This is a genomic window from Roseovarius sp. MBR-154, assembly GCF_053628595.1.
The window spans coordinates 563,011-589,918 of the sequence record NZ_JBRJGR010000001.1; the positions used below are offsets into that span (position 1 = coordinate 563,011).

Consider the following 26,908-nt stretch of genomic DNA (forward strand, 5'->3'; position numbering starts at 1 on the left):
AACCTCTCAGACCTTAATGTTCACGAGGGCGCGCATGACGATCAGGTTGAGCACCAGAAAGACGCCAACGACCAGCACGGCAGGGATGAAGAACGGGTGTTCCATGGCTTCGTCGTAGTAGTTCGGTTTGATCAACTGAATGCCGATGAGCGCGAGGATCGGAAAGCCTGACAGGAACTTGCCCGACCATTTTGCCTCGGCGGTAATGGCCTTGACTCTGCGGAACAGGCGAAAGCGCGCGCGGATCACCTTGGCCAGACCGGCAAGGATCTCGGCGAGGTTGCCGCCCGATTGCTGCTGGATCGTGACGGCCACGGCGAGAAAGCGCAAATCCTGCATGTCGAGCCGCTCTGCCATGTCCTTGAGCGCCTCGCCCATGTCGCGCCCATAGGTCGCCTCATCTGCGATGATGCCGAACTCGGTCGCAAGGGGGTCACCGACCTCGGTGGCGACGATACCTATAGCGGACGAGAATGGGTGACCCACGCGTAGGCTGCGCACCATCAACTCGATTGCGTCGGGCAGTTGCTCTTCCAGCATGGCCATGCGCTTGGCTGCCTTCATGCTGATCCAGGTGAAGATCCCGCCCACGCCCATGCCGATGGAGGCAAGTATACGCACGGGCAAGGCGGTGGCGGTGGCTAGCGTCAGGCCGAGAAACGCCAGGATGCTTAGGCCGACCATAAGAAGGATCAGTTGTTTGGGAGTAAAGGCTATCGCAGCCTTCTGCGCCTTGTCGGACAGGATCGAGTAGAGCGGCACCCTGCGCGCATTGAGATGCTGCTGCATTTCCTTGCGCAGCTTCTCCATGACTTCCTCGCGGTTGCCAGTCTTGTCGAGCATCTCGAGGCGCCGGTTGACCCGGTTGTTGAGGCTGATGGACCGACCGAAGACAGTGAGATAGATGCCTTCGACCAGCACCAGGACGCCGACGAAGATGAGGCCATAAATGATCGGTTCTGCACTGAGGGTCATCTGCCTTACTCCGCTGCAATGGGTTCGTAGATCGCTGCGGGCAAATCATATCCCCACAGACGGAACCGCTCGGTATAGTTGGAGCGTACGCCGGTGCCGGTGAAATGGCCGATGATCTTGTTGTCCGGGGTCAGGCCCACCCGCTGAAAGCGGAAGATTTCCTGCATTGAAATGACGTCGCCTTCCATACCCGTGATCTCGGTGATCGAGGTCATCCGGCGCGAGCCGTCCTGCAGACGACTGGCCTGCACGATGAGGTTGACGGCGCTCGCGATCTGGCTGCGCACGGCCTTGAGCGGCATTTCGATACCGGCCATCGCGACCATGTTCTCCATTCGGCTGATACCATCACGCGGGTTGTTGGCGTGAATCGTCGTCATTGAGCCGTCATGGCCGGTGTTCATCGCCTGCAGCATGTCGATCACTTCCTCACCGCGCGTTTCGCCGACGATGATGCGATCGGGGCGCATCCTGAGCGCGTTCTTGAGACAGTCGCGCGGGCTCACCTCGCCCTTGCCCTCGACGTTTGGCGGGCGGCTTTCCATTCGGCCGACATGGACCTGTTGCAGCTGAAGTTCGGCTGTATCTTCGATGGTGAGGATGCGCTCGGCATTGTCGATGAACGAGGACAGCGCATTGAGCGTCGTCGTCTTGCCGGAACCTGTCCCGCCCGAGACGATGATGTTGAGCCGCGTAGCGACAGCGGCCTGGAGATAGGCCGCCATTTCTTCGGAGAAAGCCCCGAAGCGCACGAGATCGTCGATCCCAAGCTTGTCTTTCTTAAATTTCCGGATCGAGACGAGGCTGCCATCGACCGCGACCGGGGGTACCATGGCGTTGAAACGCGATCCATCCGCGAGACGCGCATCGACATAGGGGTTCGATTCATCGACGCGCCGACCCACGGCGCTCACGATCTTGTCGATGATGCGCAGCAGGTGGCGCTCGTCCTTGAACGTGACGTCGCTGAGTTCAAGCTTGCCCGCGCGCTCGACGAAAATCTGATGTGGCCCGTTGACCAGTATGTCGTTGATCGTGTCATCCTTGAGCAGGGTTTCCAACGGTCCCAGACCCTTGACCTCATCATAGAGTTCCTGGGTGAGGATGCCGCGATCCTCGCGATTCAGCACGATTCCCTTTTCCTCGAGGATCTCTCCGGCAATTGAGCTGATCTCGGCCCGCAGATCCGTTTCGGTTGCGGTGTCGAGCGCTGCGAGATTCAGGTGATCAAGCAGAGCGCGATGCAACTCGATCTTGATTTCTCCCATACGTTCCTTGCGCTTGCGGTCCTTGTCCACAGCTTCCGGAACGGCAGCGGCCTTCTGCGCGGGCTTGCGAAAGGACTGCGCGGCCACCGCCTCGAACGATGCTGTCTTGGGCGTGGTATCGACGACCGGCTTGGCCGCGCTGTTGGCCGACTGGGTTTTCTTGTAGCGCGAAAACATGTGGTATCCTTTCCTACGCCGCCTCGGCGTCATCCTTGCCCAAGGCATGGAGCGATTGGGCAAGTTTCGCGATTTCCCGACGCAGCGGATTCTTGGCCGCGCTCGAGGCAAGCGGCAACCCGTGGTCGCAACTTTGCGAAACAGCACGTCCGCCATCCGGCAATTGCAACTCGATGCCGATTTCGAGGCTTTCTGCCATGCGCTTGACCCGGCTCTTGCCATTGAGATCAGTGAATTTCGGTGCACGATTCAGGCAATAACGCAGCTTTTCGACGGGCAGGCCTTCGGACTGCAGCGCGCGTTTGACGCGCAGCGCGTTCTGCGCCGACCGCATGTCGAGTTCGAGCGTCGTGAAACAGATCTGGCACATGTTCAATACCGCTTCAGTCCATTGGACCAGGGTGGTCGGCATATCCACGATCACATAGTCGAAATGCCGACGCGCCAGATCGAGCACTCGGGTCACATCCTCAGAGGTAATCATGTCCAGCGGCGGAATATCCGTCGGGGCGGTGAGGACGCGCATCTTGTCCTCGAAGGTCACCAGTGCCTGCCGGAAAACGTCCTCGTCCAGAATATCGGTGTCCGACCACATCTCGAAAACCACATCACGACGCGGCAAATCCAGAAAGGTCGATACCGACCCGAATTGCAGGCTGAAATCCAGCAGACAGACCTGGGGTGGCTTGGCCTTCTCGACATTCGCCAGTTCCCAGGCGAGGTTGACCGCCAGTGTCGTGGCACCGGTTCCGCCGGCGAGGCCCTGAACCGCAAGGATCACCCCGTCACCATCGGTGGGTTGCGCCAGCGGCGCAGAGGTCGCGGTGGCGGCACTCGTGGGAGCAGGCCGCTTGAGACGGTCGATCGCGGCCTGCAATTCGCCTTCCGGCAGCGGATAGGGCACGAATTCATCGGCCCCCTTTCGCAAAAGCTGATGCAGAGCGGCGGGGCTTACATCCTCTGCGATAAGTATGGTCTTGATATCGGCCTGCTTTGCCAATGCGATGATTTCGCCGAGCATGGCGAGATCGGCCTCGTCGGTTTCGTCGATCGCAATGGCTACAAACTCAAGCGAATCGGCCTCGGGCTGCCCGATAAAGGCCAAGGCTTCGCTGAATCCCAAATCGCCCCAGGCTTCGCCGAGCGCGGCCTCCATATCCTCGATCAGAAGATCGAAATTCTGCACATCCCTGCTGATGGTGCAGGCGACTATCGGCGCCGGATCAGTCTGCTTCATCATGCTCGTGGTTACTCGCTCTATCCTGTATTATCATTACGCGTGCACAAGCCTTTCAGTGAGGACATGCCATTTACATGGATCATGTTCTCGCTTGCTGCAGGTCGGAGATCACTCGATACAGGCAGACCATGGCCGGAAATATTGGCGACATTTGGGCTAAAACATCGTAATTGTGCGATGAAACGGGTACGAAAGAACCCGCCCCCAGGGGCGGGTCTGGGGTTCCGGTCACGATGGAGGAGGAGTTTGCCTGGGCAGCACGATGTCACTCGTTGCTGGTGACCTCGCCGGTCTCCGTGACGTCAGTCTCAGGCACCGCACTTGCGACATATTCACGGTAGACCACTTGGGCATACTTGCCGTCCATGACATGCGGATGGGAACTGACAAAGCCGGTCACCTCTGTCACCGTGCGCCGGTTACGGCGTTCGCGTCCCTGGGTGACGACAAGCGGCTGCGTCTCGCCAAACGAGGCGACGGCCTCGAGCCGTGATCGGCTGATTCCCTGGCTCATGAGGTATCCGACAACAGCGTTGGCGCGACGCTGGCCAAGCGACTTGTTGTAGGCATTCGGGCCGACGGCGTCGGTATGGCCGTAGACGCGAAAACGCACTTCGGGAAACTGGCGGATCCAGCGTGCCTGTTCCCGCAACGTCTCCCGAGCCTGCGCGTCAAGTGCGGAGGAGTCGAAGGGGAAGGTCACCATGCTGGGGACTTCCTGTGAAAATCTGTTTGACAGATCAAGCACATAGCCGCGCTCTCCTGTCATGACGAGATGGTTGTTCATCACCGATTCGCCAAAGCTGCCATTGTCGACGAGTGAACCAGCCTCGCTGAAATAGGACTGGACCACTTCGCCATCCGGTGGCGCACAGGCAGCCAGAACGATCAGACCGCTCATCGCAAGATACTGTTTCATGGCCCAGCCCTCTCTCAATCCATCACATAGCCGTAAGAGCCGGTGAAGTCCTGCTTGGCGACCTCGCCTGCGGCACCGCCACGCTCGATCCCCCTTGCGACCCGGCCGTTCAGGAACAGGTCGCCATCGGTGGGCAGCCGTACACGATCGGTGGGCAGGGCAAGCGCCTCGCCGCGCGTTGGTGAGACGAGATGGGCCGAGATGATGATCACCAGTTCGGTTTGTGCCCGTTCGTAATCGGCGCTGCGGAACAGGGCTCCTAGGACCGGAATGTCACCCAGCCATGGTACTTGCGCGTTGTTGTCCCGGAAATCGTCCTGCAAGAGCCCGGCAATCGCAAAGCTTTCGCCGTCACGCATCGACACGGTGGTGGAGGTGTCCCGCCGACGGAAGGCCGGTATGTTGATCCCACCTGCCGAAACGGCAACCGAGCTGTCGATAGAAGAAACTGCTGCGTCGATCTCGAGATTGATGATCCCGTCATCCACGACCCTCGGGATGAAATTCAGCTCAACACCGAAGGGTTTGAACTCGATCGTGGTGGTGTCGTTCTCTTGCGCGACGGGAATCGGGAACTCGCCGCCGGCCAGAAAGGTTGCTTCCTGCCCCGACAGGGCGGTCAGATTCGGCTCCGCCAGTGTGCGGACAACGCCCTTGGTTTCCAACGCCTCGAGCAGGATGCCGACCTCGACCGAGCCGATGTCGAAGCCGAAGAACGCGGTGCCTTGGGCAGTGTTGCCGGCGACTGTTCCGGGCACAATCAAGTCACCCGCGCCGCCGCCGATCTGTCCGGTGCTCAGATTGCTGCCAACAAAGCCGCCCCCTGTGCCGCTGGTGGCACCAATGCCGTCAACCGCGAGCGAGGTGGACAGCGCCTTGGAGACACTGCGCTGCATCTCGGCAAAGCGCACCTTGAGCATGACCTGCTGCTTGCCGGAGACCGACATCAGGTTCGACACACGTTCTGGCGCATAGCGTTCGGCAAGATCGAGCGCGCGTTGCAACCGCGCCGAACTCGAAACCGTGCCTGACAGAACGATGCCGTCATTCGCGGTGCGCACTTCGATGGGCTCACCCGGCAGAATCTGGCGCAGCCGTTCCTTGAACTCGGAAATATCGGTGTTGACGTGCACGTCGAGATTGGTGATCAGCTGTCCGGTTCCGTCGAACAGGCTCAGCGTGGTGCGTCCCGGTGTCTTGCCCAGGACATAAATGGTCCGGTCCGACAGGGTAGAGAAATCGGCGATTGCGGGGTTTGCGATGCTGAGCTCGGCGAACGGCACCTCGCTTTCCACGACAATCGCACGGTTCATCGAGACGCTGAGATTACCGGATGCGCCTTCGCGCAACACCCGGACGGTTTGGGCCTGCGCTGTGGGGGGCACAACCGGTATCACTGCCATGGCGAACCCTGCGAGGGCCGCCGCGACGATGCTCTTGATTTTCATGTGACCTGCCTTTCCGATCACGCCTCATTTATTCGGGTCTTGGTGCCCGTAATTGTCGTCACCTTGGGGCAGTTTTGATTATTTTGCAAGAATCAATGCAAATATGCGTTTTTTTAGACAGAATGTGATGCCCTTGCCTCGGCACGGGCAGGGGGCGGCCAATCGGGCCGCCCCCCCCAGTAACCGCCCTGCTTGCAATCAGTTCGTGCAGGGGATCGGCGTAATCACCACTTCCGAGCCGCGCCGGGTGCGGATGGCGCATTCCTGCTTTTCCGGCTCCGGGGCCTCGACGGCCGCTTCCTCCAGTCCGAGGAGGCGGCGTTGATCGACCTCGACGACCTGCGCCAGTGTTTCGTCCAGCGCGCCGACCAGCGACAGCGTGAGCCGCCCCGAGGCCTGCGCCTGTGCCAGACCCGCGACCTGTTGCGGCGTGGCCGCGACGGTGACGGTGCGCGCGACCTGCGCCTCAAAGCGCTCCTCATCGGCGCTCTGGTCCACGGCGATCAGCTTCAACCGGCTCTCGATCATCTTGGTGAATTCGCCGGTCGAATCGCCCTCGGTGCGCAGGTTGCCCCGCCCGGTGGACCCGGTCCAGTAGACATCGACCAGATCACCGGGACGCAGAAAGCCCGAGACGCCGCTTGTCGCGTCAACCTTGATGGCAAAGGCGCGCATGCCGGAATCGAGACGCGAGGTGATGCCCGCATCCTCGCCCGGGCGGGTCACCTTGTTGGCCAGAACGACCTCGTTCGCGCTCATGCTGCGCAGAACCTCGCGCTTGGTGGCTGTACCTTCCGGAAACAGTGCGTCTGCGGTGGCGAAGATGCCTTCGGGCAGCGATTGCTTTGGGAAGGCGGTCAGGCGCACCGTATCCTCGCCCAGCGTTTCGCCATATTTCAGATCGCGCGTTGCGACATAGACATCGACGGTCTCGATCTTCGGCGCGCTCTGCTGCCGGGCATGCGCCAACTGGCGCTGATAGCCGTCGATATAGTTCTTCGCCATGTAGGCGGCGAACCCGGCCAGGCCGATGCCAAGAACTAGAACTAGTCCGAATATCAGGCGCATGGGGCGTTCCTTTCGCTAAAGACTGATCCCGCGATCATTCCTAGCTGCTGATATGCTACCAATGTGTCGAAATCAGGGAAGTTTGACGCAGCTTGTGTGACCGATGTCAAAGAAACTGGCCACCGATACACGTGTATCGGTGGCCAGATAGCTTGCGATCTGATGACGTTGGCTCGGCTTACGATCCGCCAGCGTCAGCCGCAGGAATGCCGGCGCCGATCAGTGCGTTGTCGGCACCGCCTGCGGTGAGGTTGGCTTCAATGTCTTGGCCAAGGCCCACGACGGCACCGTTGACAGCAGTGATCGCTGCGATGCCCAGGCCCACGATGGCTGCGGTCAGCACGACCCAGTCAACCGTGACAGCGCCGTCTTCGTCGTTCAGGAAGTTCTTGATAAAGGTGTTCATTTTGGTCTCTCCAAAGGATCAGTTGCTCAGTTGTCACATCCACTTCGGTTTAGGACCCGTCGAGTTTTAATGGCCCGCTGCCGTCGTGGTGTGAGGACATATAGCCAAGAGAATCAGGCGGGATTTTGGCGGCATTAAAGCCTTTTTCGTGAAGATTAAGTTTTTCGAAAGAAAATCAGCAAGTCATTGAGTAAAAACGATAAAAAATAAAGCTCCGATGCATTATACATCTTAAAATTGTACAATGTGGCATAAATTCGCCGTATCAATCGTGCTGAAAACCAACAATACTGGCCCTGCGCGGGGATTATTGCGATACCTGCGCCAATCCATCAGAGGCGGAGCAGCCCGAAATGAAACGCCCGAGTCACATGGCGCTTGTGATCTGCCTGATGGGCGCGGTGGCGCAGGCAGAGGGCGCACCGCCATTTCCGGAATTTACCTTCAAGCGCGAGACGGCCCCAAAGCCCGGCGAGCGGCGCAAACCGCTCGTGCAGATCGCGCCCGAGGAAAATACCGCCATCGCTCGCCCCGCCCCGCGTGACCCTGTCGCCCCGCAAGGTTCCCGGCACGGCTGGTTCTGGGAGGTCGTGCCGTGGCAGATTGAAACCGATCCGGCAACCCGCCTCGCCGCCGCCACGCAACAACTCGCGCGGGCGCCCGATGGAAAGGTCATTGCTGCCCCACGGCTCGACGCCATCCAGCGGGTGGCCCGCGACAACGGCGCGCATATCCTGCGCGCGACCATCGGCACCCGGGTCTCGCCTGCCTTGGTGCTTGCGGTGATCGCGGTCGAATCGTCGGGGACGCCTGACGCCGTGAGCAGCGCGGGCGCGCAGGGTCTCATGCAGCTCATGCCCGACACCGCCGCACGGTTCGGCGTGGCGGATGTGTTCGAGGCCGGAGACAACATCAGGGGCGGTGTCGCCTATCTCGACTGGCTGATCGGGGAATTCGGGGGTGACGTGCTATTGGCACTTGCAGGCTACAACGCGGGGGAGAACGCGGTGAAATCCCATGCGGGCGTGCCGCCCTTCGCCGAGACGCGCGATTACATCCCCAAGGTGCTTGCGGCCTACGAGGTGGCGCGCGGGTTGTGCAAGACGCGGCCGGATCTGATCACCGACGCCTGCGCCCTGACCCTCGCGTCGAATTAGGCGACCCGGCCCACGAGGGCCGGGCCCGCCCGTCAGTTGACGATGGTCGCCTCGGTGGCGGCGCGGATCTCGTCCTCGGTCACGCCCTCGGCGGTTTCGACGATCCTGAGCCCGCCCTCGACCACATCCAGCACGCCCAGGTTGGTGATGATCCGGTTGACCACACCGGTGCCGGTCAGCGGCAGGGTACATTCCTTGAGCAGCTTACTGTCGCCATGCTTGTTGGTGTGGTCCATCACCACCACCACGCGCCGCACGCCCGCGACCAGATCCATTGCGCCGCCCATGCCCTTCACCAGCTTGCCGGGGATCATCCAGTTCGCCAGATCACCGTTTTCGGCCACCTCCATCGCGCCGAGGATCGCCATCGCGATCTTGCCGCCACGGATCATGCCGAAGGACATGGCGCTGTCGAAATAGCTGGTATGGGGCAGTTCGGTGATGGTCTGCTTGCCCGCGTTGATGAGATCCGGATCCTCGGTGCCCGAGACCGGAAACGGCCCCATGCCCAGCATCCCGTTTTCCGATTGCAGCGTGACATGCACGCCCTCGGGGATGTAATTGGGCACCAGCGTCGGGATGCCGATCCCGAGATTGACATAGGTGCCGTCCTCGAGTTCCTGCGCCGCACGCGCGGCCATCTGATTGCGATCCCAGGGCATGATCAGGCCTCCCTCACAGTGCGTTGTTCAATGCGTTTCTCATGCTCGCCCTGAATCAGGCGATGCACGTAGATGCCGGGCAGGTGGATATTGTCGGGGTCGAGCGCGCCGGGCTCGACGATCTCCTCGACCTCCATGATGCAGGTCTTGCCGCACATCGCGGCGGGCGGGTTGAAGTTGCGCGCGGTCTTGCGGAAGATGCAGTTGCCGGTGGTGTCGGCCTTCCACGCCTTGACGATCGAGAGGTCAGCAAAGATGCCGCGCTCGAGAATATAGGTCTCGCCGTCAAACTCCTTGTGTTCCTTGCCCTCGGCAATCTGTGTGCCCACCCCGGTCTTGGTATAGAACCCCGGAATGCCGCAGCCGCCGGCACGCATGCGCTCGGCCAACGTGCCTTGCGGGTTGAATTCGAGCTCCAGTTCTTCGCTCAGATACTGTCGCATGAACTCGGCATTTTCGCCGACATAGGACGACATCATCTTCTTGACCTGCTTGGTCTGCAGCAGGATGCCGATGCCGAAATCATCGACGCCTGCATTGTTGGAGGCGAATGTAAGGTCCTTGGTGCCTGCCTCCTTGATCGCCTGCAATAGCAACTCGGGAATGCCGCAGAGGCCAAAGCCCCCCGCCGCAATCGTCATTCCATCGAACAGCAGCCCGTCCAGCGCCTCGGCGGCCGAGCCAAATACCTTTTTCATTGCGAAACTCCTCCTGAAGTTTGTCCGCCACCGGTATCGGGTGGATCATGGGGCGGTGTCAACGCGGGGCGGCGGCCAAATGCCATGAAATAGGGATTACTACGTAACACGAGCCGCACCCGCGTTCTTGCAAAGCACGCGGGTCGAGATCGTTTCAGGATTCCGGGCGCATGCGGCGTCAGCCCGTTTTCTTCTTGGCCGCAGGTTTCTTGGCGGCGGGCTTTTTCGCGGTCTTGCGCGGCTTGCCCTTTTTCGTCGATTTTTCGGCGATGAGTTCAACTGCCATGTCCGGTGTCACATCATCGGGCTTCACGTCCTTGGGCAAGGTCGCATTGACCTTGCCCCATTTGACATAAGGCCCGAAGCGCCCGTCCATGATGTGGATCGGGCCACCCTCGCCGGGATGCTCGCCGAGATCGCGCAGCGGCTTGGCTGCCGCCCGTCCGCGCCCGCCGGGGTTGGCACGCTTTTCGGCCAAGAGTTCCACAGCGCGGTTCATGCCGATCTCGAACACATCCGCCGGATCCTTGAGATTGGCGTAGACGGGTTTCGCGTCCTCCGGGCCCTGATGCATGATATAGGGGCCGAACCGCCCGAAATTCGATTTTATCATGCCGCCCTCGGGATGCTCGCCCACCTCTCGCGGCAGGCTCAGCAGGGTCAGCGCCTTTTCCAGCGTCATTTCCTCGGCCTTCCAGCCCTTGGGCAGGCTGGCGCGCTCGGGCTTTTTGTTCTCTTCGGTGGCCTCGCCGCGTTGCACGTAGGGGCCGAACCGGCCTGAGCGCAGGGAAATCTCGTTGCCGTCCTCGTCTTCGCCCAGGATCCGGTCGCCGTTTTCCGCCGCGTCCCCGCCGATGGGACGGGTGTAGCGGCATTCGGGGTAATTGCCGCAACCCACGAAGCCGCCCGAGCGGGACGTTTTCAAATGCAACTGCCCAGTACCACAGAGCGGGCATTGGCGCGGGTCGCCGCCATCTTCGCGGGCTGGGTAGAGCGTGGGGGCGAGCGCGTCGTCGAGCACGTCGAGCACTTCGGAAATCCTGAGTTCCGAGGTCTCGGCGATGGCCGACGAGAAATCGCGCCAGAAGCGTGAGAGGATGTCCTTGTAATCTGCCTCGCCCGCGCTCACGCGGTCGAGGTCTTCTTCAAGATTGGCTGTGAATTCATAACCCACATATTTTCGGAAGAAGTTGATCAGAAAGATCGTGACGATCCGCCCCTTGTCCTCTGGGTAGAGGCGGTTCTGCTCCTTCCGGACATATTCGCGGTCCTGGATCGTGCCCAGCACGCTGGCATAGGTAGAGGGGCGACCGATGCCCAACTCTTCCATCTTCTTGACCAGCGTCGCCTCGGTATAGCGCGGCGGGGGCTGAGTGAAATGTTGCAGGCTGAGGACGGATTCATTCTCCGAGATCACGGCGGCCGTCGTCTCGGCCCCGTCCTGCGCCTTGGCAAATTCAGCCCGCAGCGAGGATTTGGCGAAAGCCGCCTTGTCGCCTTGCATGATCTGCGGCAGGCGGCGGTCGTCGTCGTCGCCCACCACGTCATCGCGGCCCTCTTCATAGACCTTGAGGAATCCGTCGAAGAGCATGACCTGACCGGTGGCGCGCAAGCTCACCTGACCGTCCTCGCTGCCGATCTCGACCGTCGTGCGCTCCAGCCGCGCGGCGGCCATCTGGCAGGCGAGCGTGCGTTTCCAGATCAGATCGTAGAGCTTGCGCTGATCGGCGTCGGTGCTTTTGATCTTGCCCGCGTCGCGCGTCATCTCGGTGGGGCGGATGCATTCATGTGCTTCCTGCGCGTTCTTGGCCTTGTTCTTGTACATGCGCGGGGATTTCGGCAGATAGTCGTCGCCATACCGTTCCTTGATCGCGTCGCGCGCGGCCATCACCGCCTCGGGGGCCATGTCGATGCCGTCGGTCCGCATATAGGTGATGTAGCCCGCCTCATAAAGACGCTGTGCTGCACTCATGCATTGCTTGGCCCCCATGCCGAACTTGCGGCTCGCCTCCTGTTGCAGGGTCGATGTCATGAACGGGGCCGAGGGGTTGCGTGTGCCCGGCTTGGCCTCGACCGAGGTGACCGTAAGGGCGCGCGAGGCCACGGCCTGCACCGCCATTTCGGCCTGTGTCGCGTTCTCCAGATCGAACTTGTCGAGCTTTTTGCCCGCAAGGGTCACCAACCGCGCCTCGACCTCCTGACCGCGCGGCGTGGCGAGCAGTGCCTTGACCGACCAGTATTCACGCGCGTTGAACGCCTCGATCTCCATCTCGCGCTCGACGATGAGGCGCAGGCAGACCGATTGCACGCGCCCCGCAGAGCGCGCGCCGGGCAGCTTGCGCCAGAGCACGGGCGAGAGGTTGAAGCCCACAAGGTAATCTAGCGCGCGGCGCGCCAGATAGGCCTCGACCAGCGGCGCGTCGACCTGCCGGGGGTTTTTCATCGCCTCGGTCACGGCGGATTTGGTGATCGCGTTGAACACCACGCGGCTGACCGGCGTGTTCTTGGTGATCGCCTTGCGCTTGCGCAGGGTTTCCTCGAGATGCCAGCTGATCGCCTCGCCCTCGCGGTCGGGGTCAGTGGCGAGAATGAGGGCGTTGTCATCCTTGAGCGCATCGGCAATGGCCTTGACATGCTTGCGGCTGTCGGCCCCCACCTCCCATGTCATGTCGAAGCCGTTTTCGGGATCGACCGAGCCGTCCTTGGGGGGCAGGTCGCGGACGTGGCCATAGCTTGCCAGAACCGTGTAGCCGTCGCCCAGATACTTGTTGATCGTCTTGGCTTTGGCGGGCGATTCGACAACGACAACGGGCATGGGCACTCCTTCCGACTCAGGTCGAGGCTTATGGCGGCGCAACATGTGGGCTGGCAAGGGGAATTGTCAATGTGGCCCTTGTGACCTGCCGACGCGGGATCAGCGGGCGAGGGAGAGCAAGCCGCCGGGTTGGCGGGTGATCCGGCCGTCGAGTTCGAGATCGACCAGCACCGGGGCGACGCTGCGCGCGGGGGCGCCGAGGTCGCGGATCAGCTGATCCTCGGCCAGGGGCGAGGGGCCAAGGCGTTGCAGGATCTGCTGGTGCAGCGCGGCGGTGTCGCGCAGGCTGCGGGCGGGCGGCTCCGGGGCCGTCTCCAGCGGCATTTCCGCCTGTGTTTTCTGGGGTTCGTCCGCTGGCAGTGCCTCGATCACGTCGGCGGCGCTGCGCACCAATGTGGCACCGTCGCGGATGAGCATGTTGCAGCCCGAGGCGCGGGCGTCGATGGGATGGCCGGGCACGGCGAGCACCTCGCGGCCCTGATCGAGAGCGGTGCGCGCGGTGATCAGTGACCCGGATTTAGCGGCGGCCTCGACCACGACCACAGCATGTGCCAGGCCGCTGATCAGGCGGTTGCGGCTGGGGAAGTGGCGGGCCTGGGGGATGAGGCCGATGGGCTGTTCCGAAAGGCGCAGGCCGGTCCTGAGGATATCGGCGGCAAGGGGGGTGTTTTCGGCGGGGTAGATCACGTCGACGCCGCCGGCCATGACGGCCACGGTGCCGCCCTTGAGGCTGGCGAGATGGGCGGCGGTATCGACGCCGCGGGCGAGGCCGGAGACGATGGTATAGCCTTGCTCGGACAGCTCTGCCGCCAGCGAGCGGGCCATGCGGGTGCCGAGCGACGAGGCATTGCGCGCGCCCACGAGGGCGATCATCGGGCGGTCGAGAACTGTAAGATCGCCCATCACCCAGAGCACGGGCGGGGCGTCGGGCAGATCGCGTAAGGCCTTGGGATACTTGGCGTCTGCGTGCGTGAGCATGATCGCGCCCGCCGCCTGGCCCGCGCGCAATTCGGCCTCGGCCACGCCTGCGGGGCAGGGAGTGTAGTCGGTGACACCGGCGGCGCGGGCGACCTCGGGGAGGGCGTCGAGCGCCGCCTGGGCGGTGCCGTGTTCGCAGATCAGCCGGTGAAAGGTTGCCGGGCCGACCCGGCGGGAGCGCAAGAGGCGAAGCCATGACACCCGATCATCTTCCGTGGTGGGTGGGAGTGGGGGGTGAGTGGAAGGATGTGTATCCTCGGGCATCCGTGACCTCGCCTGCTTGCAGGATCATGGGTAGCGCGGGCAAGGTTAATGCCCGGTAAACCGAAATCGGGTGAGTCGCGGGTTTTTCGGGAGTTTCGGCTAAGATATTGAAATGTGAAGTTAATTATTTTTGTGGTTGGGAAATGGTCGGTGTCTGTATCGCGTCGGTATCCTGTCTGTATCGCGTCGGTGGCGGATGCGGGGGGTGCTGACGGGGGGCGGGTGTGACCGGGGCGCGCGGTGCGGGCACGGGATGGCAAGGGGTGCGCCGGGCGGCACCGGGCGGGATTTGAGTATTTTTGGCAAGATGAAGGCGGGCGGGGTGGCCCAGCTTGGGTGGGGGGATTTGAGTATTTTGGGAAAGGTGAAAGGGGGGCTTGGGTGGCTTGTAGGGCAGGGTGACCCGCTGTCGGGGCTAGAGGATACATTGGCCAGACCCAGCCGGGAGCGACCAATGTTAAACCGCTCGACCCATCACACCCGAGTGTTTTATGCGCTCAAATGCTTATGTCGTAGCAGCCAGCAGTTGCCAAAGGGCGTGCCGTAAAGCACTCTTTTGTTAACGGTACGTACTTGGGAAATGCTGCTTGATATACCATCCTGACCCAACTGATTTCATAGCGAATTCAGGAGAATATGGCGCACTGGGCAAGACATTGGTTGCGTTATCAAATCTTGAATTCGCTCACGATGAGTTCGTGTTCAGAATGCACGAGACATACCTTGACTTATCCGTCGGCCTTTCCAGGCGGTTCCCAAGACAATTTAAGGACAAAACAGACTTCTTGATTAATGCCGTGGCTAACATCCAAGAATTAAGACAAGTCCCGATGTTCCATACCGGAGAACTCAACCTATTATGGCTACAATACCAGCTAGACGAACTCTATGAAATAAGAGCTATCATTGCTCACGGGTCAGTATTTTACTCTGAGACAACACCGGACCGAATTACTTGGACCTTTGAGCGGTTTGTAAAAACAGCAACAAACACGTGGTCCCGAGAGGCGGTGAAGATTTCAAACGGTTATCTTGCCAGTGTTTACAGCACAGCTTTGGCAATAAAATTCTATTTCGCGGACCTCACAAGATGTCTCAAAAGTAATTTCTGTTGGGAGAAAGAATACCAAGCAGACAAGGAAATCAGGCAAAACCGAAAGGACCTTGCAGAATTAACCGACGCTGGGATTGTTTTTGAAGACGACAGTTGGATCAAGGCATTTCCACCACTGGGGCCTGTAGAATAAAGAATTAGCGGTAGTAGAAAACCTATTGGTTACACTCCACACAAGTGACAGGCCGACGCATGCCCTCAAGCAATATGCCAACCGAATTTGCAAATGCCCCTCTACGCGCCTTCCGAGTATTAGAGCGGAGGGCTGCACCCCTTACAGCCCCACCCCCCTACGCCGCCGATCCCCCGACCGTCAGCCCGCCGATCAGCACGGTGGGCTGGCCGACGCCGACGGGCACCCATTGCCCGGCCTTGCCGCAATTGCCCATGCCCGGATCGAGCGCCATGTCGTTGCCCAGGCCCCGGATCTGTTGCAGGGCGGTGGCGCCGTCGCCGATGAGGGTGGCGCCTTTGACCGGGGCGCCGATTTGGCCGTCTTTGACGCGGTAGGCCTCGGTGCAGGAGAAGACGAATTTGCCGTTGGTGATATCGACCTGCCCGCCGCCAAAGCCCACAGCATAGATGCCGTCTTTCATTTCCGCCACCAGATCGCCGGGGGTGGCGTCGCCGCCCAGCATGTAGGTGTTGGTCATGCGCGGCATTGGGGCGTGGGCGTAGCTTTCGCGGCGGCCGTTGCCGGTGGGGTTGACCCCCATCAGGCGGGCGTTCTGACGGTCCTGCATGTAGCCGACAAGGATGCCGTCCTCGATCAGGACATTGCGGGCCGAGGGGGTGCCCTCGTCGTCGATGGTGAGCGAGCCGCGCCGGTCGGGGAGGGTGCCGTCGTCGAGCACGGTGACGCCGGGGGCGGCGATGCGTTGGCCCATGAGACCGGCGAAGGCGGAGGAGCCCTTGCGGTTGAAATCGCCCTCGAGCCCGTGGCCGATGGCCTCGTGCAGCAGGATGCCGGGCCAGCCGGGGCCAAGCACCACGTCCATCACGCCTGCGGGCGCGGGCTCGGCTTCGAGGTTCACCAGCGCGATGCGCAGCGCCTCGCGGGTCTTGGCCTGCCAGTCGGCGGGCATGAGCAGGCCGTCGAGGCCCACGCGCCCGCCGCCCCCGGCGCTGCCGTTCTCTCGGCGGCCGTCCTGTTCGACGATCACCGAGACGTTGACGCGGGTCATCGGGCGAATGTCGCCCACCTCTGTGCCGTCGGGGCGCAGGATCACCACCTCTTGCAATGAGGCGGCGATGGAGGCGGTGACCTGCACGACGCGGGGGTCGAGATCGCGGGCGAAGGCGTCGATCTCGCGCAATGTGTCGAGCTTGACCGGAAAGGACGCCCCGGCAATCGGGTCGTCATCGGTATAGAGGTGGCGGTTGGTGCGGGCGGGGGCGGCCGAGAGAGTGCCGCCGCCGTCGCCCACGGCAAGGCGGGCGGTCTCGACGGCGCGCTTGAGGGCGGAGTCGTTGACCTCTGAGGAATGGGCGTAGCCGGTGACCTCGCCGCGCACGGCGCGCAGGCCGAAGCCCTCGGAGGCGTCATAGGAGGCGGTCTTGACCCGGCCATCGTCGAAGGTCAGCGCCTCGGCGCGGCGGCGTTCGAGAAAGAGCTCTCCGTCATCGGCGCCGCGCGTGGCCTCTTGCAGGTGCGTCAGCGCCGCATCCCGGTCAAGCAGGCTGTCGAAGGGGCGAAAGGCGGTGTCAGTCATGGGGGCGCGTCCTATATGATGGCGCAGAGCGGGGGCCGTGCCGATTTGATCCAGATCAAAAAAAGCGTCCGTTTGCCGCAATGCTCTTTCTTGTCGTTTGCGGCAGAATATGGTTTTAGACAGCATCAAGACAACGGGATTCCGCCGCATGCGGCGCAAGACCTGCCATAAAGACATGAACCGCTTCAACCGATCAGGGTGTAAAATGCGACTAACTTCCAGCCTTCTGGCCGTCCTGGCCGCCCTTTCCACCCTTCCTGCCGCCGCGCAGGAAGGACTTGAGATCGTCGGCAAGCCCGAGCAGGGCAAGATGGGCTTTCAGCCGGCCGCGACCGAACTGGCGCGCGATCTGCAATGGCTGGACGGGATGATCAACGTGATCATCATCGCCATCGTGCTGTTTGTGACGGCGCTTTTGGCCATCGTGGCGGTGCGCTACAACCGGCGCAGCAACGCGAACCCGGCGAAGTTCACCCATAATTCGCCGGTGGAGATTGCCTGGACGATCATTCCGATCGTGATCCTGGTGTTCATCGGGGCGTTCTCGCTGCCGATCCTGTTCAAGCAGCAGGAGATCCCCGAGGGGGATATCAACATCAAGGTGACCGGCTATCAGTGGTATTGGGGCTACGAGTATACCGATCACGAGTTTGCCTTTGACAGCTACATGATCGGTTCTCCGGCCACCGGGGGCGACAATCGCCTGACGCCCGAGGTCGAGGAGCAGCTGGTCGAGGCGGGCTATAGCCGCGACGAGTTCCTGCTGGCCACCGATACCGCCGTCGTCGTGCCGGTGGGCAAGACCGTGGTGATGACCGTGACCGGCGCCGACGTGATCCATAGCTGGACCATCCCCGCCTTCGGTGTGAAGCAGGATGCGGTGCCGGGGCGTCTGGCGCAGCTGTGGTTCGAGGCCGAGCGCGAAGGCATCTATTTCGGCCAGTGTTCGGAGCTTTGCGGGCAGGCGCATGCCTATATGCCGATCACCGTCAAGGTGGTGAGCCAGGACGAGTATGACCAATGGCTCGACGGGGCGATCGAGGAATATGCCGGCACGCCGCGCGGCGTGCAGGTGGCTGCCGCCGAGTGACGTGAGCCGGGTGCGCCGCCAGGGCGCGCCCGAAATGACCCCGCCGGGCGGGCGCGCCGATGCGCCGCCTGACAGGAGACGAAAATGAGCGATGCCAGCCTGAACACAGCCAGCCAAGCCGCTGCCGCGCAGACCGGCGAGGCGGGGTTTCGCGATTTCTTCGCGCTCCTGAAGCCGCGGGTGATGACGCTGGTGGTGTTCACCGCGCTGGTCGGCTTGCTGGCCGCACCCATGGCGGTGCATCCGGTCGTCGGGCTGGCCGCGATCCTGTTCATTGCCGTGGGCGGGGGCGCGGCGGGCGCGCTCAACATGTGGTGGGAATCCGACATCGACGCGGTGATGAAGCGCACCGCGAAGCGCCCCATCCCGGCGGGCAAGGTGAGCCGCGACGAGGCGTTCGCCTTTGGCATCACGCTGGCGGTGTTTTCGGTGGTGATGCTGTGGCTGGCCACCAATGCGCTGGCGGCTGGGATCCTGGCCTTTACCATATTCTTTTACGTGGTGATCTACACCATCGGCCTCAAACGCTGGACGCCGCAGAATATCGTGATCGGCGGGGCTGCCGGGGCGTTTCCGCCGATGATCGGCTGGGCCGCCGCGACCGGCACGGTGAGCATCGAGTCGGTGCTGATGTTCGCGCTCATCTTCATGTGGACGCCGCCGCATTTCTGGGCGCTCGCGCTCTTCATGCGGGGTGACTATGACACGGCGGGTGTGCCGATGCTGACGGTCACGCATGGCCGCAAATCGACGCGGCTGCATATCCTCGTCTACACGGTGCTGCTGGCGATCATGGCGATCGGGGCCGCGTTCACCGGCATTGGCGGGCCGGTTTACCTTGGCGTGGCGCTGGTCTTCAACGCGCTCTTCCTGCGCGATGCGGTGGCGATCTGGCGGCGCGACGAGGATCAGGCCGAGGCCGACAATTACCGCGTCGAGAAGCGCGCCTTCCGGCTGTCGCTGTGGTATCTTTTCGCGCATTTCACCGCCATTCTGGCCGAAGCGGCGCTGTCGGGCTTTGGCCTGGGGGGCTGGGCATGAGCTTTCGCGAGGAACATGAGCTGCACAAGCGCCGCTTTGGCCGCAATCTTGGCCTTGGGCTGGTGCTGGCGGGGTTCGTGGCGCTGATCTTTGGCCTGACCGTGGCCAAGGTGACCGATGACGATTTCATGGTGCCGACACAACAGCAGGAGGGGAACTGATGGCGCTTGATCCGAAGATCAGGACATTGACCCAGACCGTGGGCGTGGTGGTGCTGATGGGCGGCCTCGCCTGGGCGTCGGTGCCGTTTTATGACTGGTTCTGCCGTGTCACCGGATTTGGCGGGGTGACCGGCGTGTCGGACGTGGCGAGCGAGGATATTCTGGATCAGACCATCAAGGTCCGGTTCGATGCCAGCCGCGAGCGTGGCATGCCGTGGGAGTTCAAGCCGGTCGAGCGCGAGATGGAATTGCGCATCGGCGAGACCGGGCTGGCCTTTTACGAGGCTTACAACCCGACCGACCGGGTTGTCGCCGGATCGGCCAGCTACAATGTCGCGCCTTACGATGCGGGCGGCTTTTTCACCAAGATCGACTGTTTCTGTTTTACCGAGCAGGTGTTGCAACCCGGCGAGCGGGTGCAGATGCCGGTGACGTTCTACGTGGACCCCGCGATTGTCGATGATCGCGAAGGGCAGTATATCCACACGATCACGCTGGGCTATACGTTCCACGAGATCGACCTGCCCGAAACCGACCAGCAGGCGGCGCTTGAGCCTGCCAAGAAAACCGATAAAACCCTGAACTGAGCCTTCGACGAGGGATAAACCAAGATGGCACACGCGAAAAACCACGATTACCACATTCTGCCCCCCTCCATCTGGCCGCTTCTGGGCGCGCTGGCGGGGTTCGTCATGCTCTTCGGGGCGGTTCTGTTTTTCCACGACCACGGGCCCTGGATGCTGTTGGCCGGCGTCGTCGGCGTACTTTACGTGATGTTCGGCTGGTGGGCCGATGTGGTGCATGAGGGCGAGACCGGCGATCACACGCCCGTCGTGCGGATCGGCCTGCGCTATGGCTTCATCATGTTCATCATGTCCGAGGTGATGTTCTTTGCCGCCTGGTTCTGGAGCTTTTTCAAGCATGCCATGTACCCGATGGGCGAGAACTCTCCGATGGTCGACGGCGTCTGGCCGCCGGCGGGTATCGAGACGTTTGACCCGTGGCACCTGCCGCTGATCAACACGCTGATCCTCTTGTGCTCGGGCTGTGCCGCGACATGGGCGCACCACGCGCTGGTGCATGAGAACAACCGCAAGGACGTGAAGTGGGGTCTGATCATCGCGATTGCGCTGGGCGCAATCTTTACGGTGTTTCAGGCCTATGAATACAGTCACGCGGGTTTCGGGTTTGCCGGAAATATCTATGGTGCCAATTTCTTCATGGCCACCGGCTTTCACGGCGCGCATGTGGTGATTGGAACGATCTTTCTCTTCGTCTGCCTGATTCGGGTGATTAAGGGGCATTTCACGCCCGAGCAGCATGTCGGGTTCGAGGCGGCGGCGTGGTACTGGCACTTTGTCGACGTGGTCTGGCTGTTCCTGTTCGCTGCGGTCTACGTCTGGGGCGGGTGACGATTTTTCGGCGAAAAATCGGGCCCGGCAGGCGGCGAGTATTTTTGGCAAGATGAAGATGCGGGGGGATTTGGCCCTCCCGCATTTTCCTTTTGAGAGGAACCCATGCGAAAAAGCGTTCTGGTGCCGCTGATCTTTGGCATTGCCGGTGTGGCGGTGCTGGTGTCGCTGGGCACGTGGCAGGTCGAGCGGCTGGCCTGGAAAGAGGGCGTGCTGGCCGAGATCGAGGGCCGGATTTCCGCCGCGCCGGTGCCGCTGCCCGAGGCGGCGGAGCCGGAGCGGGATCGCTATCTGCCGGTTCAGGCCACGGGTGAGATTGGCGCGCGGGCGCTGCGGGTCCTGGTCAGTCAGAAGCAGGTCGGCGCGGGATACCGGGTGATTTCCGCCTTCGAGACCGAGGGGCGGCGGGTGCTGCTGGATCGCGGGTTCGTCAAGGTGGCGGGAGAGATCCCCGAGACCGAGGGCGCGGTGCGGGTTGTCGGCAACCTGCATTGGCCCGATGACCGGCTGAGTTCCACGCCCGAGAACGATGTGCCGGGCAACATGTGGTTCGCCCGCGATATCGCGCAGATGGCGCAGGTGCTGGAGACCGAGCCGTTGATGATCATCGCGCGCGAGGTGTCGCCGCCGGAGCGCGGCGTGACGCCGCTGCCGGTAGACACGAGCGGGATTCCGAACGATCACCTGAGTTACGCGATCACGTGGTTCTCGCTGGCCGCCATATGGGCCGCGATGACCGGGGTTTTCATCTGGCGGATGCGCCAGCCAAGGGAAGGGCAGCAGCGGTGAAATATATCTCGACGAGGGGCCGCGCGCCTAGCTTGAGCTTTGAAGAGGCGATGCTGACGGGTTTGGCGCGCGATGGCGGGCTCTATCTGCCGGAGAGCATTCCGCAGATGAGCGCCGGGGATATCCGCGCGCTGGAGGGGGTGCCCTATGAGGAGGCCGCGTTCCGGGTGATGCGGCCGTTCATCGGCGATGCCTTTACCGACGAGGAATTTCGCGGGATCATCGCGCGGGCCTATGCGGGCTTTGGCCATGCGGCGCGGGCACCGTTGAAGCAGTTGGATGCTGGGCATTTCCTGTTGGAACTGTTCCATGGGCCGACGCTGGCCTTCAAGGATTTCGCCATGCAGCTGATCGGGCAGATGTTTGAATTCTCGCTCAAGCGGTCGGGGAGCCGGGTGAGCATCGTCGGCGCGACCTCCGGCGATACCGGGTCGGCGGCGATCGAGGCGTTTCGGGGGCTGGATGCGGTGGATGTGTTCATCCTTTATCCGCATGGCCGCGTCAGCGAGGTGCAGCGGCGGCAGATGACGACGCCGGTCGAGGGCAACGTGCATGCGCTGGCTATGACCGGGCATTTCGACGATTGTCAGGCGCGCGTGAAGGACATGTTCAACGATTTCGAGTTCCGCGATCGCGTGCGGCTGGCGGGTGTCAACAGCATCAACTGGGCGCGGGTGCTGGCGCAGGTGGTGTATTATTTCACCGCTGCGGTGAGCCTTGGGGCGCCGGACCGCAAGGTGAGTTTCACCGTGCCGACGGGCAATTTCGGGGATATCTTTGCGGGCTATATCGCGCGGGCCATGGGGTTGCCCATCGACAAGCTGGTGGTGGCGACCAATCAGAACGATATCCTGCATCGCTGTCTGAGCACGGGCGCGTATCGGCCCGACGGGGTGATCCCGTCGATCAGCCCGTCGATGGATATTCAGGTGAGTTCCAACTTCGAGCGCGCGCTGTATTATGCCTATGGGCAGGATGGCGGGGCCGTGGCGCAGGTGATGGACGAGCTGAAGGTCGGGGGGTTTTCGGTCAGTCAAGGCGCGTTGCAGGCTCTGCGCGAGGCGTTCGAGAGCGGGCGCTGCGACGAGGATGCCACGCGCGCCACGATCCGAGCCACTTGGGACCGCAGCGGCGAGTTGCTCTGTCCGCATAGCGCGGTGGGCGTGCATGTGGCCGAGGCGCATCGCAGCCCCGGCGTGCCGATGATCACGCTGGCCACCGCGCATCCGGCCAAGTTTCCCGCCGCTGTCGAAGAGGCGAGCGGCATTCACCCCCCCTTGCCCGAGCGTATGGCGGACCTGTATGAGCGGGACGAGCGCGTGACGCGCATTGCCAATGACCTTGGCGCTATCGAAACATTGATCAAGGAACGGATCACGCATTGAGTGTAGAACTGACCACGCTGCCGAACGGATTTCGCATCGCGAGCGAGTATATGCCCGGTCTCGAATCGGCGGCTATCGGTGTCTGGGTCATGGCCGGGGCACGCCATGAGCGGGCCGAACAGAACGGCATCGCGCATTTTCTCGAACACATGGCCTTCAAGGGCACCAAGCGGCGCTCTGCCTTGGAGATCGCCGAGGCGATCGAGGATGTGGGCGGCTATATCAACGCCTATACCAGCCGCGAGGTGACCGCCTATTATGCCCGCGTGCTGAAGGACGATGTGCCGCTGGCGATGGATGTGGTGGCCGATATCCTGCGCAACCCGGTGTTCGATCCGCGCGAGATCGAGGTGGAGCGGGGTGTGATCCTGCAGGAGATCGGGCAGGCCGCCGATACGCCCGACGACATCATCTTTGACTGGTTGCAGGAGCAGGCATACCCTGACCATCCGCTGGGCCGCACCATTCTGGGGGCCGAGGCGCGGGTGCGCGGCTTTGGCCGGCCCGATCTGGAGGGGTTCGTCGATCAGTATTACCGGCCCGGTCAGATGGTGCTGGCGGCGGCGGGTGCTGTGGATCACGACGCGCTGGTGAAGATGGCCGAGGCGACCTATGGCGACATGATCCCGAGCGACACGATCGAGCCGCCCAAGGCGCGGTTCGCGGGCGGCGAGACGCGGCATGTCAAGGATCTGGAGCAGGCGCATTTCGCGCTGGCGTTCGAGAGCCCCGAATACGGGCATCCCGATATCTATACCTCGCAGATCTACGCCTCGGCCTTGGGCGGGTCGATGTCGTCGCGTCTCTTTCAGGAGATCCGCGAGCGGCGGGGGCTGTGCTACACGATCTTCGCGCAGGCCGGGGCCTATGCCGATACCGGCATGATGACGATCTATGCGGGCACCTCCGAGGATCAGATGGGCGATCTGGCGGGGATCACCGTGGACGAGATGAAACGTGCGGCCGAGGATATGAGTGACGCGGAGGTCGAGCGGGCGCGGGCGCAGATGAAGGCGGGGCTCTTGATGGGGCTGGAAAGCCCGTCGAACCGCGCCGAACGGCTGGCGCGGATGTTGCAGATCTGGGGCCGGGTGCCCGACCTGCCGGAGGTGGTGGAGCGGATCGACGCGGTGACGCTGGCGGATGTGCGGCGTCTGGCCGAGCACACGGTGACGCGCGCGCCCTCGGCGCTGGCGCTTTACGGGCCGGTGTCGCAATCGCCGACGCTCGACAGCCTCAATGCGAGGCGTGCGGCCTGATGCTGCTCTTGCCACGCCGGAAGCTCAGGATCGAGACCGAGCGTCTGACCCTGCGGCAACCGGCGATGAGCGATTTCCGGGAGTGGAGCAGCCTGCGCGCGCAGAGCGCCGAGTTCCTGATGCCGTGGGAGCCCGCCTGGGCCGCCGATCATCTGGCGCGCAAGGGGTTTTCCAATCGGGTGTTCTGGGCGCAGCGGTCGATCACGAGCGGCTCGGCGCTGCCGCTGTTCCTGATCCGGCGCGAGGATCAGGTGCTCATGGGGGCGATCACGCTGGATCATATCCGGCGTGGCCCGGCGCAGGCGGGCACGCTGGGTTATTGGATCGGTCAGCCGCATGCGCGGCAGGGGTATATGGGCGAGGCGATTGCGGGGGTGGTGCATTACGCCTTTGACCGGCTGGATCTGAGCCGGATCGAGGCGGCCTGCCTGCCGGAGAACCACGCCTCGCGCGGGCTGTTGGAGAAATGCGGCTTCAAGTACGAAGGCGTCGCGCAGAGCTATTTGCAGATCAACGGGCGCTGGCGGACGCATGTGCTCTATGCCGCGCTGCGCCTGGACCGGCGCGGACGGACGTATGTGGGCTGAGGCGCTGGCTGATGCGTGACGCGTCAGGCGTTCGCGGGTTACAAGACTGACAATCCCGTGATCCTCCGGCGCTGGCCCTTTCAACCCGGGGCGGGCTTGGGCATGCAGGGGCCAAATCCCGATATCCGGGGTGAGACAGGAGGTTCGCGATGGAAAGCATTTATTACGTTCTGAACTGGGCCTGTCACCGCCGCTGCAAGCATTGCTACGAGGGGCGGTTTCGCCCCTATGTGCGCGATGCCCTGCGCGAGGTGGTGGAGGAATCGAAAGCCACCTTTCCCAAGGTTCTGGACAGCCTGCCCGAGGAGTTGAGCTATCTCGACCTGAACGCGCCTTCGGAGACGGCCCCCGGCGGTTACGAGCGGCGTGCGAGCCGAATCATCCTGGCGGGTGGCGAGGTGCTGGTCGATCCGGTGCGCGAGGAGGTGCTTTATCCCGCGCTGGAGTCGATTCAGGCGAAATACGGGCCGCAGGGCGTGCGGGTGATCGTGCAGACCACCGGTGATCTGGTGACGCCGCAGATCATTGATGAGTTGCTGGCGCGCGGGGTCTGGATGATCTCCTGCGCCGGGATGGACGATTTCCATGTCGGCCACGAGGGCGACAAGCGGATGCCGCTGATCGACCGGCTGCGCGAGATGTTCGAGGCGGCGGGGATGCGCGACAGCGCGCTTGCCTCGACCACCCGCAACTGGGCCGATCAGACCGAGGATCAGCCGGTCTATTCGATGTTCGGTGCCACGGAAGACGCCTGGATCGGCAAGATCTGGCCGCGCGGGCGGGCGTGGGAGAATTCGCTCAGCAAGGCCGGGATCACCGACAATTTCTGCAATGTGTGGTCGGGGGGGCTGGGTTTTCTCAACCGTGGCTATTCGGGGTCCGAGGTGTCGATCGACCCCAATGGCGATGTGTTTCCCTGCTGTCTCAAGACCGCCGCTCCCTTGGGTAATCTCTGCGAGGAGCGGCTGGAGGATATCCTTGACAGCCTCGTCGGGCATCCGGCGCTGGAGGCGATTTCCATGGGGCACCCCGAGCGGATGGGGATGGTGCATGGCTGGGATCTGACGCGGTTTCTGGAGGAATCGCGCACCAAGCGGCCCGATGGCGAGCCCTATCGCAACCTCTGCATCGGCTGTGACCGGTTCTTTGAAAAGGTGCTGGGGCCGGAACTGGCGCGGCTGCGCGAGGAGCGCATTGCGGCGAAGCGGGCGGCGGAATGACCGTCAGGGCCGGGGATCGGCGCGGCGCGCTGCTGCCGGCGCTGTCTCAGGCGCTGGATGCGGCGGGGATCGCGCGCGGTGTGCCGGACCTGATGGCCGATACCGGGCTGGCGCATGATCATGTGCGGCTGGGCGGCACCGGCTGGATCGCGCGGTTGCCGAAGCAGAGCCAGATGCGGCTCGCGCCTGCGGCGAATCTCGCCTATCAGGCGGCTTGTTTCGAGCGCGCGAGCGCGTCGGGTCATGCGCCGCGCCTCTCGGCTGTGCTGCCGCCCTCGGATGCGCTGCCGCGCGGCGGGCTGGTGGTGGAGGAGATCGAAGGCGGCCCCGCGCGCCTGCCCGACGACCTGCCAGCGATCATGGCGGCGCTGGCCGCGATCCACAGCTTGCCGGTGCCGGAGGCGCGTGCGCCGCTGCTCGACCCGGCGGATCCGCTGGTCGGGCTGCTGGAGGAGATCGAGGCGCAGGCGGCGTATCTGCATGCAGCGGAGCCTGCGACGCGGGGTATCATTGAGACCCATATCGTCGCCTTGCGCGATCTGGCCGAGCAAGGGCCGCGCCCGCCCAAGCGGCTGATTTCCTTTGATGCGCATCCCGGCAATTTCATCGTCACGCCCGAGGGCCGTGCCGTGCTGGTCGATCTGGAAAAGGCGCGGTATAGCGCGCCGCCGCTCGATCTGGCGCATGCCACGCTCTACACCTCGACCACCTGGGATGTGGCGAGCCATGCGGTGCTGAGCGCCGAGGCGGTGGCCGGGGCCTGCCGCCATTGGCTCGCCTGCCTGCCCGAGGCCGAGCGCGTCGCCCTCGCGCCGTGGATATTGCCGATGCGGCGGGCGATGTGGCTCTGGTCGATGACATGGTGCGCGAAATGGCGTGTCCTGTCGGGGGCCGAGGCCAAGGCGACGCAGGATGGCGAGGACTGGGCGGCGGGCAAGAGCGAGGCGGCGCTGATTGCCCATGTGAAGGGCCGCGTCGATCACTATCTTGATCCCGAGACGGCGGCGCGGATGGATGACGGCTTCGCGCGGCTGGCGGATTTGCTATAACGAGACAACCCGAC

Annotated in this window: 25 protein-coding genes; 13 read left to right on the forward strand and 12 right to left on the reverse strand. The window is 62.8% G+C overall.

Annotated features, from left to right (window positions below; genetic code table 11):
- Positions 1–6 precede the first annotated feature (6 nt).
- From ACSSV4_RS02655 to ACSSV4_RS02685, 7 genes are all read right to left on the reverse strand, one after another.
- Entirely contained in the window at positions 7–975 is a 969-nt protein-coding gene (locus ACSSV4_RS02655) for a type II secretion system F family protein (protein WP_454273218.1), read from the reverse strand.
- A gap of 5 nt (positions 976–980) precedes the next feature.
- Entirely contained in the window at positions 981–2,420 is a 1,440-nt protein-coding gene (locus ACSSV4_RS02660; RefSeq protein WP_454273219.1) for a CpaF family protein, read from the reverse strand.
- Positions 2,421–2,433: 13 nt separating this feature from the next.
- Positions 2,434–3,660: an AAA family ATPase gene (locus ACSSV4_RS02665; protein WP_454273221.1), complete on the reverse strand. Its 1,227-nt coding sequence runs from the start codon at positions 3,658–3,660 to the stop codon at positions 2,434–2,436.
- Positions 3,661–3,925: 265 nt separating this feature from the next.
- Positions 3,926–4,579 carry an OmpA family protein gene (locus tag ACSSV4_RS02670; RefSeq protein WP_454273222.1) on the reverse strand — a complete coding sequence of 218 codons (654 nt, stop codon included), beginning with the start codon at positions 4,577–4,579 and terminating at the stop codon, positions 3,926–3,928.
- 14 nt (positions 4,580–4,593) lie between these two features.
- Entirely contained in the window at positions 4,594–6,027 is a 1,434-nt protein-coding gene (locus ACSSV4_RS02675) for a type II and III secretion system protein family protein (RefSeq protein WP_454273224.1), read from the reverse strand.
- Between the two features lie 198 nt (positions 6,028–6,225).
- Positions 6,226–7,095 (reverse strand): Flp pilus assembly protein CpaB, encoded by an 870-nt coding sequence (gene cpaB, locus ACSSV4_RS02680; RefSeq protein ID WP_454273225.1) that lies wholly within the window; start codon positions 7,093–7,095, stop codon positions 6,226–6,228.
- 178 nt (positions 7,096–7,273) lie between these two features.
- Positions 7,274–7,501 carry a Flp family type IVb pilin gene (locus ACSSV4_RS02685; RefSeq protein ID WP_454273227.1) on the reverse strand — a complete coding sequence of 76 codons (228 nt, stop codon included), beginning with the start codon at positions 7,499–7,501 and terminating at the stop codon, positions 7,274–7,276.
- A gap of 353 nt (positions 7,502–7,854) precedes the next feature.
- On the opposite strand from ACSSV4_RS02685, the gene ACSSV4_RS02690 reads away from it, so the two are divergent.
- On the forward strand, positions 7,855–8,658 hold the full coding sequence (locus tag ACSSV4_RS02690; protein WP_454273228.1) for a lytic transglycosylase domain-containing protein: 804 nt from the start codon (positions 7,855–7,857) through the stop codon (positions 8,656–8,658).
- Between the two features lie 32 nt (positions 8,659–8,690).
- On the opposite strand, the gene ACSSV4_RS02695 is transcribed toward ACSSV4_RS02690, so the two are convergent.
- From ACSSV4_RS02695 to dprA, 4 genes are all read right to left on the reverse strand, one after another.
- The gene (locus tag ACSSV4_RS02695; RefSeq protein WP_454273230.1) at positions 8,691–9,320 is read right to left on the reverse strand and encodes a 3-oxoacid CoA-transferase subunit B; all 630 of its coding nucleotides are present in this window, start codon (positions 9,318–9,320) and stop codon (positions 8,691–8,693) included.
- Between the two features lie 2 nt (positions 9,321–9,322).
- Positions 9,323–10,018: a CoA transferase subunit A gene (locus ACSSV4_RS02700; RefSeq protein ID WP_454273232.1), complete on the reverse strand. Its 696-nt coding sequence runs from the start codon at positions 10,016–10,018 to the stop codon at positions 9,323–9,325.
- A 178-nt stretch (positions 10,019–10,196) separates the two neighbouring features.
- A complete protein-coding gene (gene topA, locus ACSSV4_RS02705; protein WP_454273234.1) occupies positions 10,197–12,833 on the reverse strand; it encodes a type I DNA topoisomerase in 2,637 nt (878 codons plus the stop codon).
- 99 nt (positions 12,834–12,932) lie between these two features.
- Positions 12,933–14,075: a DNA-processing protein DprA gene (dprA, locus tag ACSSV4_RS02710; protein ID WP_454273235.1), complete on the reverse strand. Its 1,143-nt coding sequence runs from the start codon at positions 14,073–14,075 to the stop codon at positions 12,933–12,935.
- A gap of 587 nt (positions 14,076–14,662) precedes the next feature.
- Between dprA and ACSSV4_RS02715 the strand changes: the two genes are divergently transcribed.
- The gene (locus ACSSV4_RS02715) at positions 14,663–15,322 is read left to right on the forward strand and encodes a hypothetical protein (RefSeq protein WP_454273237.1); all 660 of its coding nucleotides are present in this window, start codon (positions 14,663–14,665) and stop codon (positions 15,320–15,322) included.
- A 157-nt stretch (positions 15,323–15,479) separates the two neighbouring features.
- Here the strand turns inward: ACSSV4_RS02715 and tldD are convergent, their stop codons facing one another.
- Positions 15,480–16,901, reverse strand: coding sequence for a metalloprotease TldD (gene tldD / locus ACSSV4_RS02720; protein WP_454273238.1), 1,422 nt, complete (start codon positions 16,899–16,901; stop codon positions 15,480–15,482).
- A gap of 205 nt (positions 16,902–17,106) precedes the next feature.
- Between tldD and coxB the strand changes: the two genes are divergently transcribed.
- The 11 genes from coxB to ACSSV4_RS02775 all read left to right on the forward strand — a co-directional run bounded on the left by coxB (position 17,107) and on the right by ACSSV4_RS02775 (position 26,894).
- Positions 17,107–17,991, forward strand: coding sequence for a cytochrome c oxidase subunit II (coxB, locus tag ACSSV4_RS02725; RefSeq protein ID WP_454273239.1), 885 nt, complete (start codon positions 17,107–17,109; stop codon positions 17,989–17,991).
- Positions 17,992–18,075: 84 nt separating this feature from the next.
- Positions 18,076–19,032 (forward strand): heme o synthase, encoded by a 957-nt coding sequence (gene cyoE, locus ACSSV4_RS02730; protein ID WP_454273241.1) that lies wholly within the window; start codon positions 18,076–18,078, stop codon positions 19,030–19,032.
- Positions 19,029–19,193, forward strand: a complete 165-nt coding sequence (locus ACSSV4_RS02735; protein WP_050664212.1) for a hypothetical protein — start codon at positions 19,029–19,031, stop codon at positions 19,191–19,193. Before cyoE ends, ACSSV4_RS02735 begins: the two co-directional genes overlap by 4 nt.
- Positions 19,193–19,780, forward strand: coding sequence for a cytochrome c oxidase assembly protein (locus tag ACSSV4_RS02740; protein WP_454273243.1), 588 nt, complete (start codon positions 19,193–19,195; stop codon positions 19,778–19,780). Before ACSSV4_RS02735 ends, ACSSV4_RS02740 begins: the two co-directional genes overlap by 1 nt.
- Before the next feature lie 24 nt (positions 19,781–19,804).
- Positions 19,805–20,605 carry a cytochrome c oxidase subunit 3 gene (locus ACSSV4_RS02745; RefSeq protein ID WP_454273245.1) on the forward strand — a complete coding sequence of 267 codons (801 nt, stop codon included), beginning with the start codon at positions 19,805–19,807 and terminating at the stop codon, positions 20,603–20,605.
- A 105-nt stretch (positions 20,606–20,710) separates the two neighbouring features.
- A complete protein-coding gene (locus ACSSV4_RS02750; RefSeq protein ID WP_454273247.1) occupies positions 20,711–21,394 on the forward strand; it encodes an SURF1 family protein in 684 nt (227 codons plus the stop codon).
- Entirely contained in the window at positions 21,391–22,779 is a 1,389-nt protein-coding gene (gene thrC / locus ACSSV4_RS02755; protein WP_454273248.1) for a threonine synthase, read from the forward strand. The genes ACSSV4_RS02750 and thrC overlap by 4 nt, the downstream gene beginning before the upstream one ends.
- Positions 22,776–24,038, forward strand: a complete 1,263-nt coding sequence (locus ACSSV4_RS02760; RefSeq protein WP_454273249.1) for a M16 family metallopeptidase — start codon at positions 22,776–22,778, stop codon at positions 24,036–24,038. The genes thrC and ACSSV4_RS02760 overlap by 4 nt, the downstream gene beginning before the upstream one ends.
- Positions 24,038–24,625, forward strand: coding sequence for a GNAT family N-acetyltransferase (locus ACSSV4_RS02765; RefSeq protein ID WP_454273251.1), 588 nt, complete (start codon positions 24,038–24,040; stop codon positions 24,623–24,625). The genes ACSSV4_RS02760 and ACSSV4_RS02765 overlap by 1 nt, the downstream gene beginning before the upstream one ends.
- A 149-nt stretch (positions 24,626–24,774) precedes the next feature.
- Complete coding sequence (locus ACSSV4_RS02770; protein ID WP_454273252.1) at positions 24,775–25,845, forward strand: radical SAM/SPASM domain-containing protein; 1,071 nt, start codon at positions 24,775–24,777, stop codon at positions 25,843–25,845.
- On the forward strand, positions 25,842–26,894 hold the full coding sequence (locus ACSSV4_RS02775; RefSeq protein WP_454273254.1) for a phosphotransferase: 1,053 nt from the start codon (positions 25,842–25,844) through the stop codon (positions 26,892–26,894). Before ACSSV4_RS02770 ends, ACSSV4_RS02775 begins: the two co-directional genes overlap by 4 nt.
- The last annotated feature ends 14 nt before the right edge of the window (positions 26,895–26,908 follow it).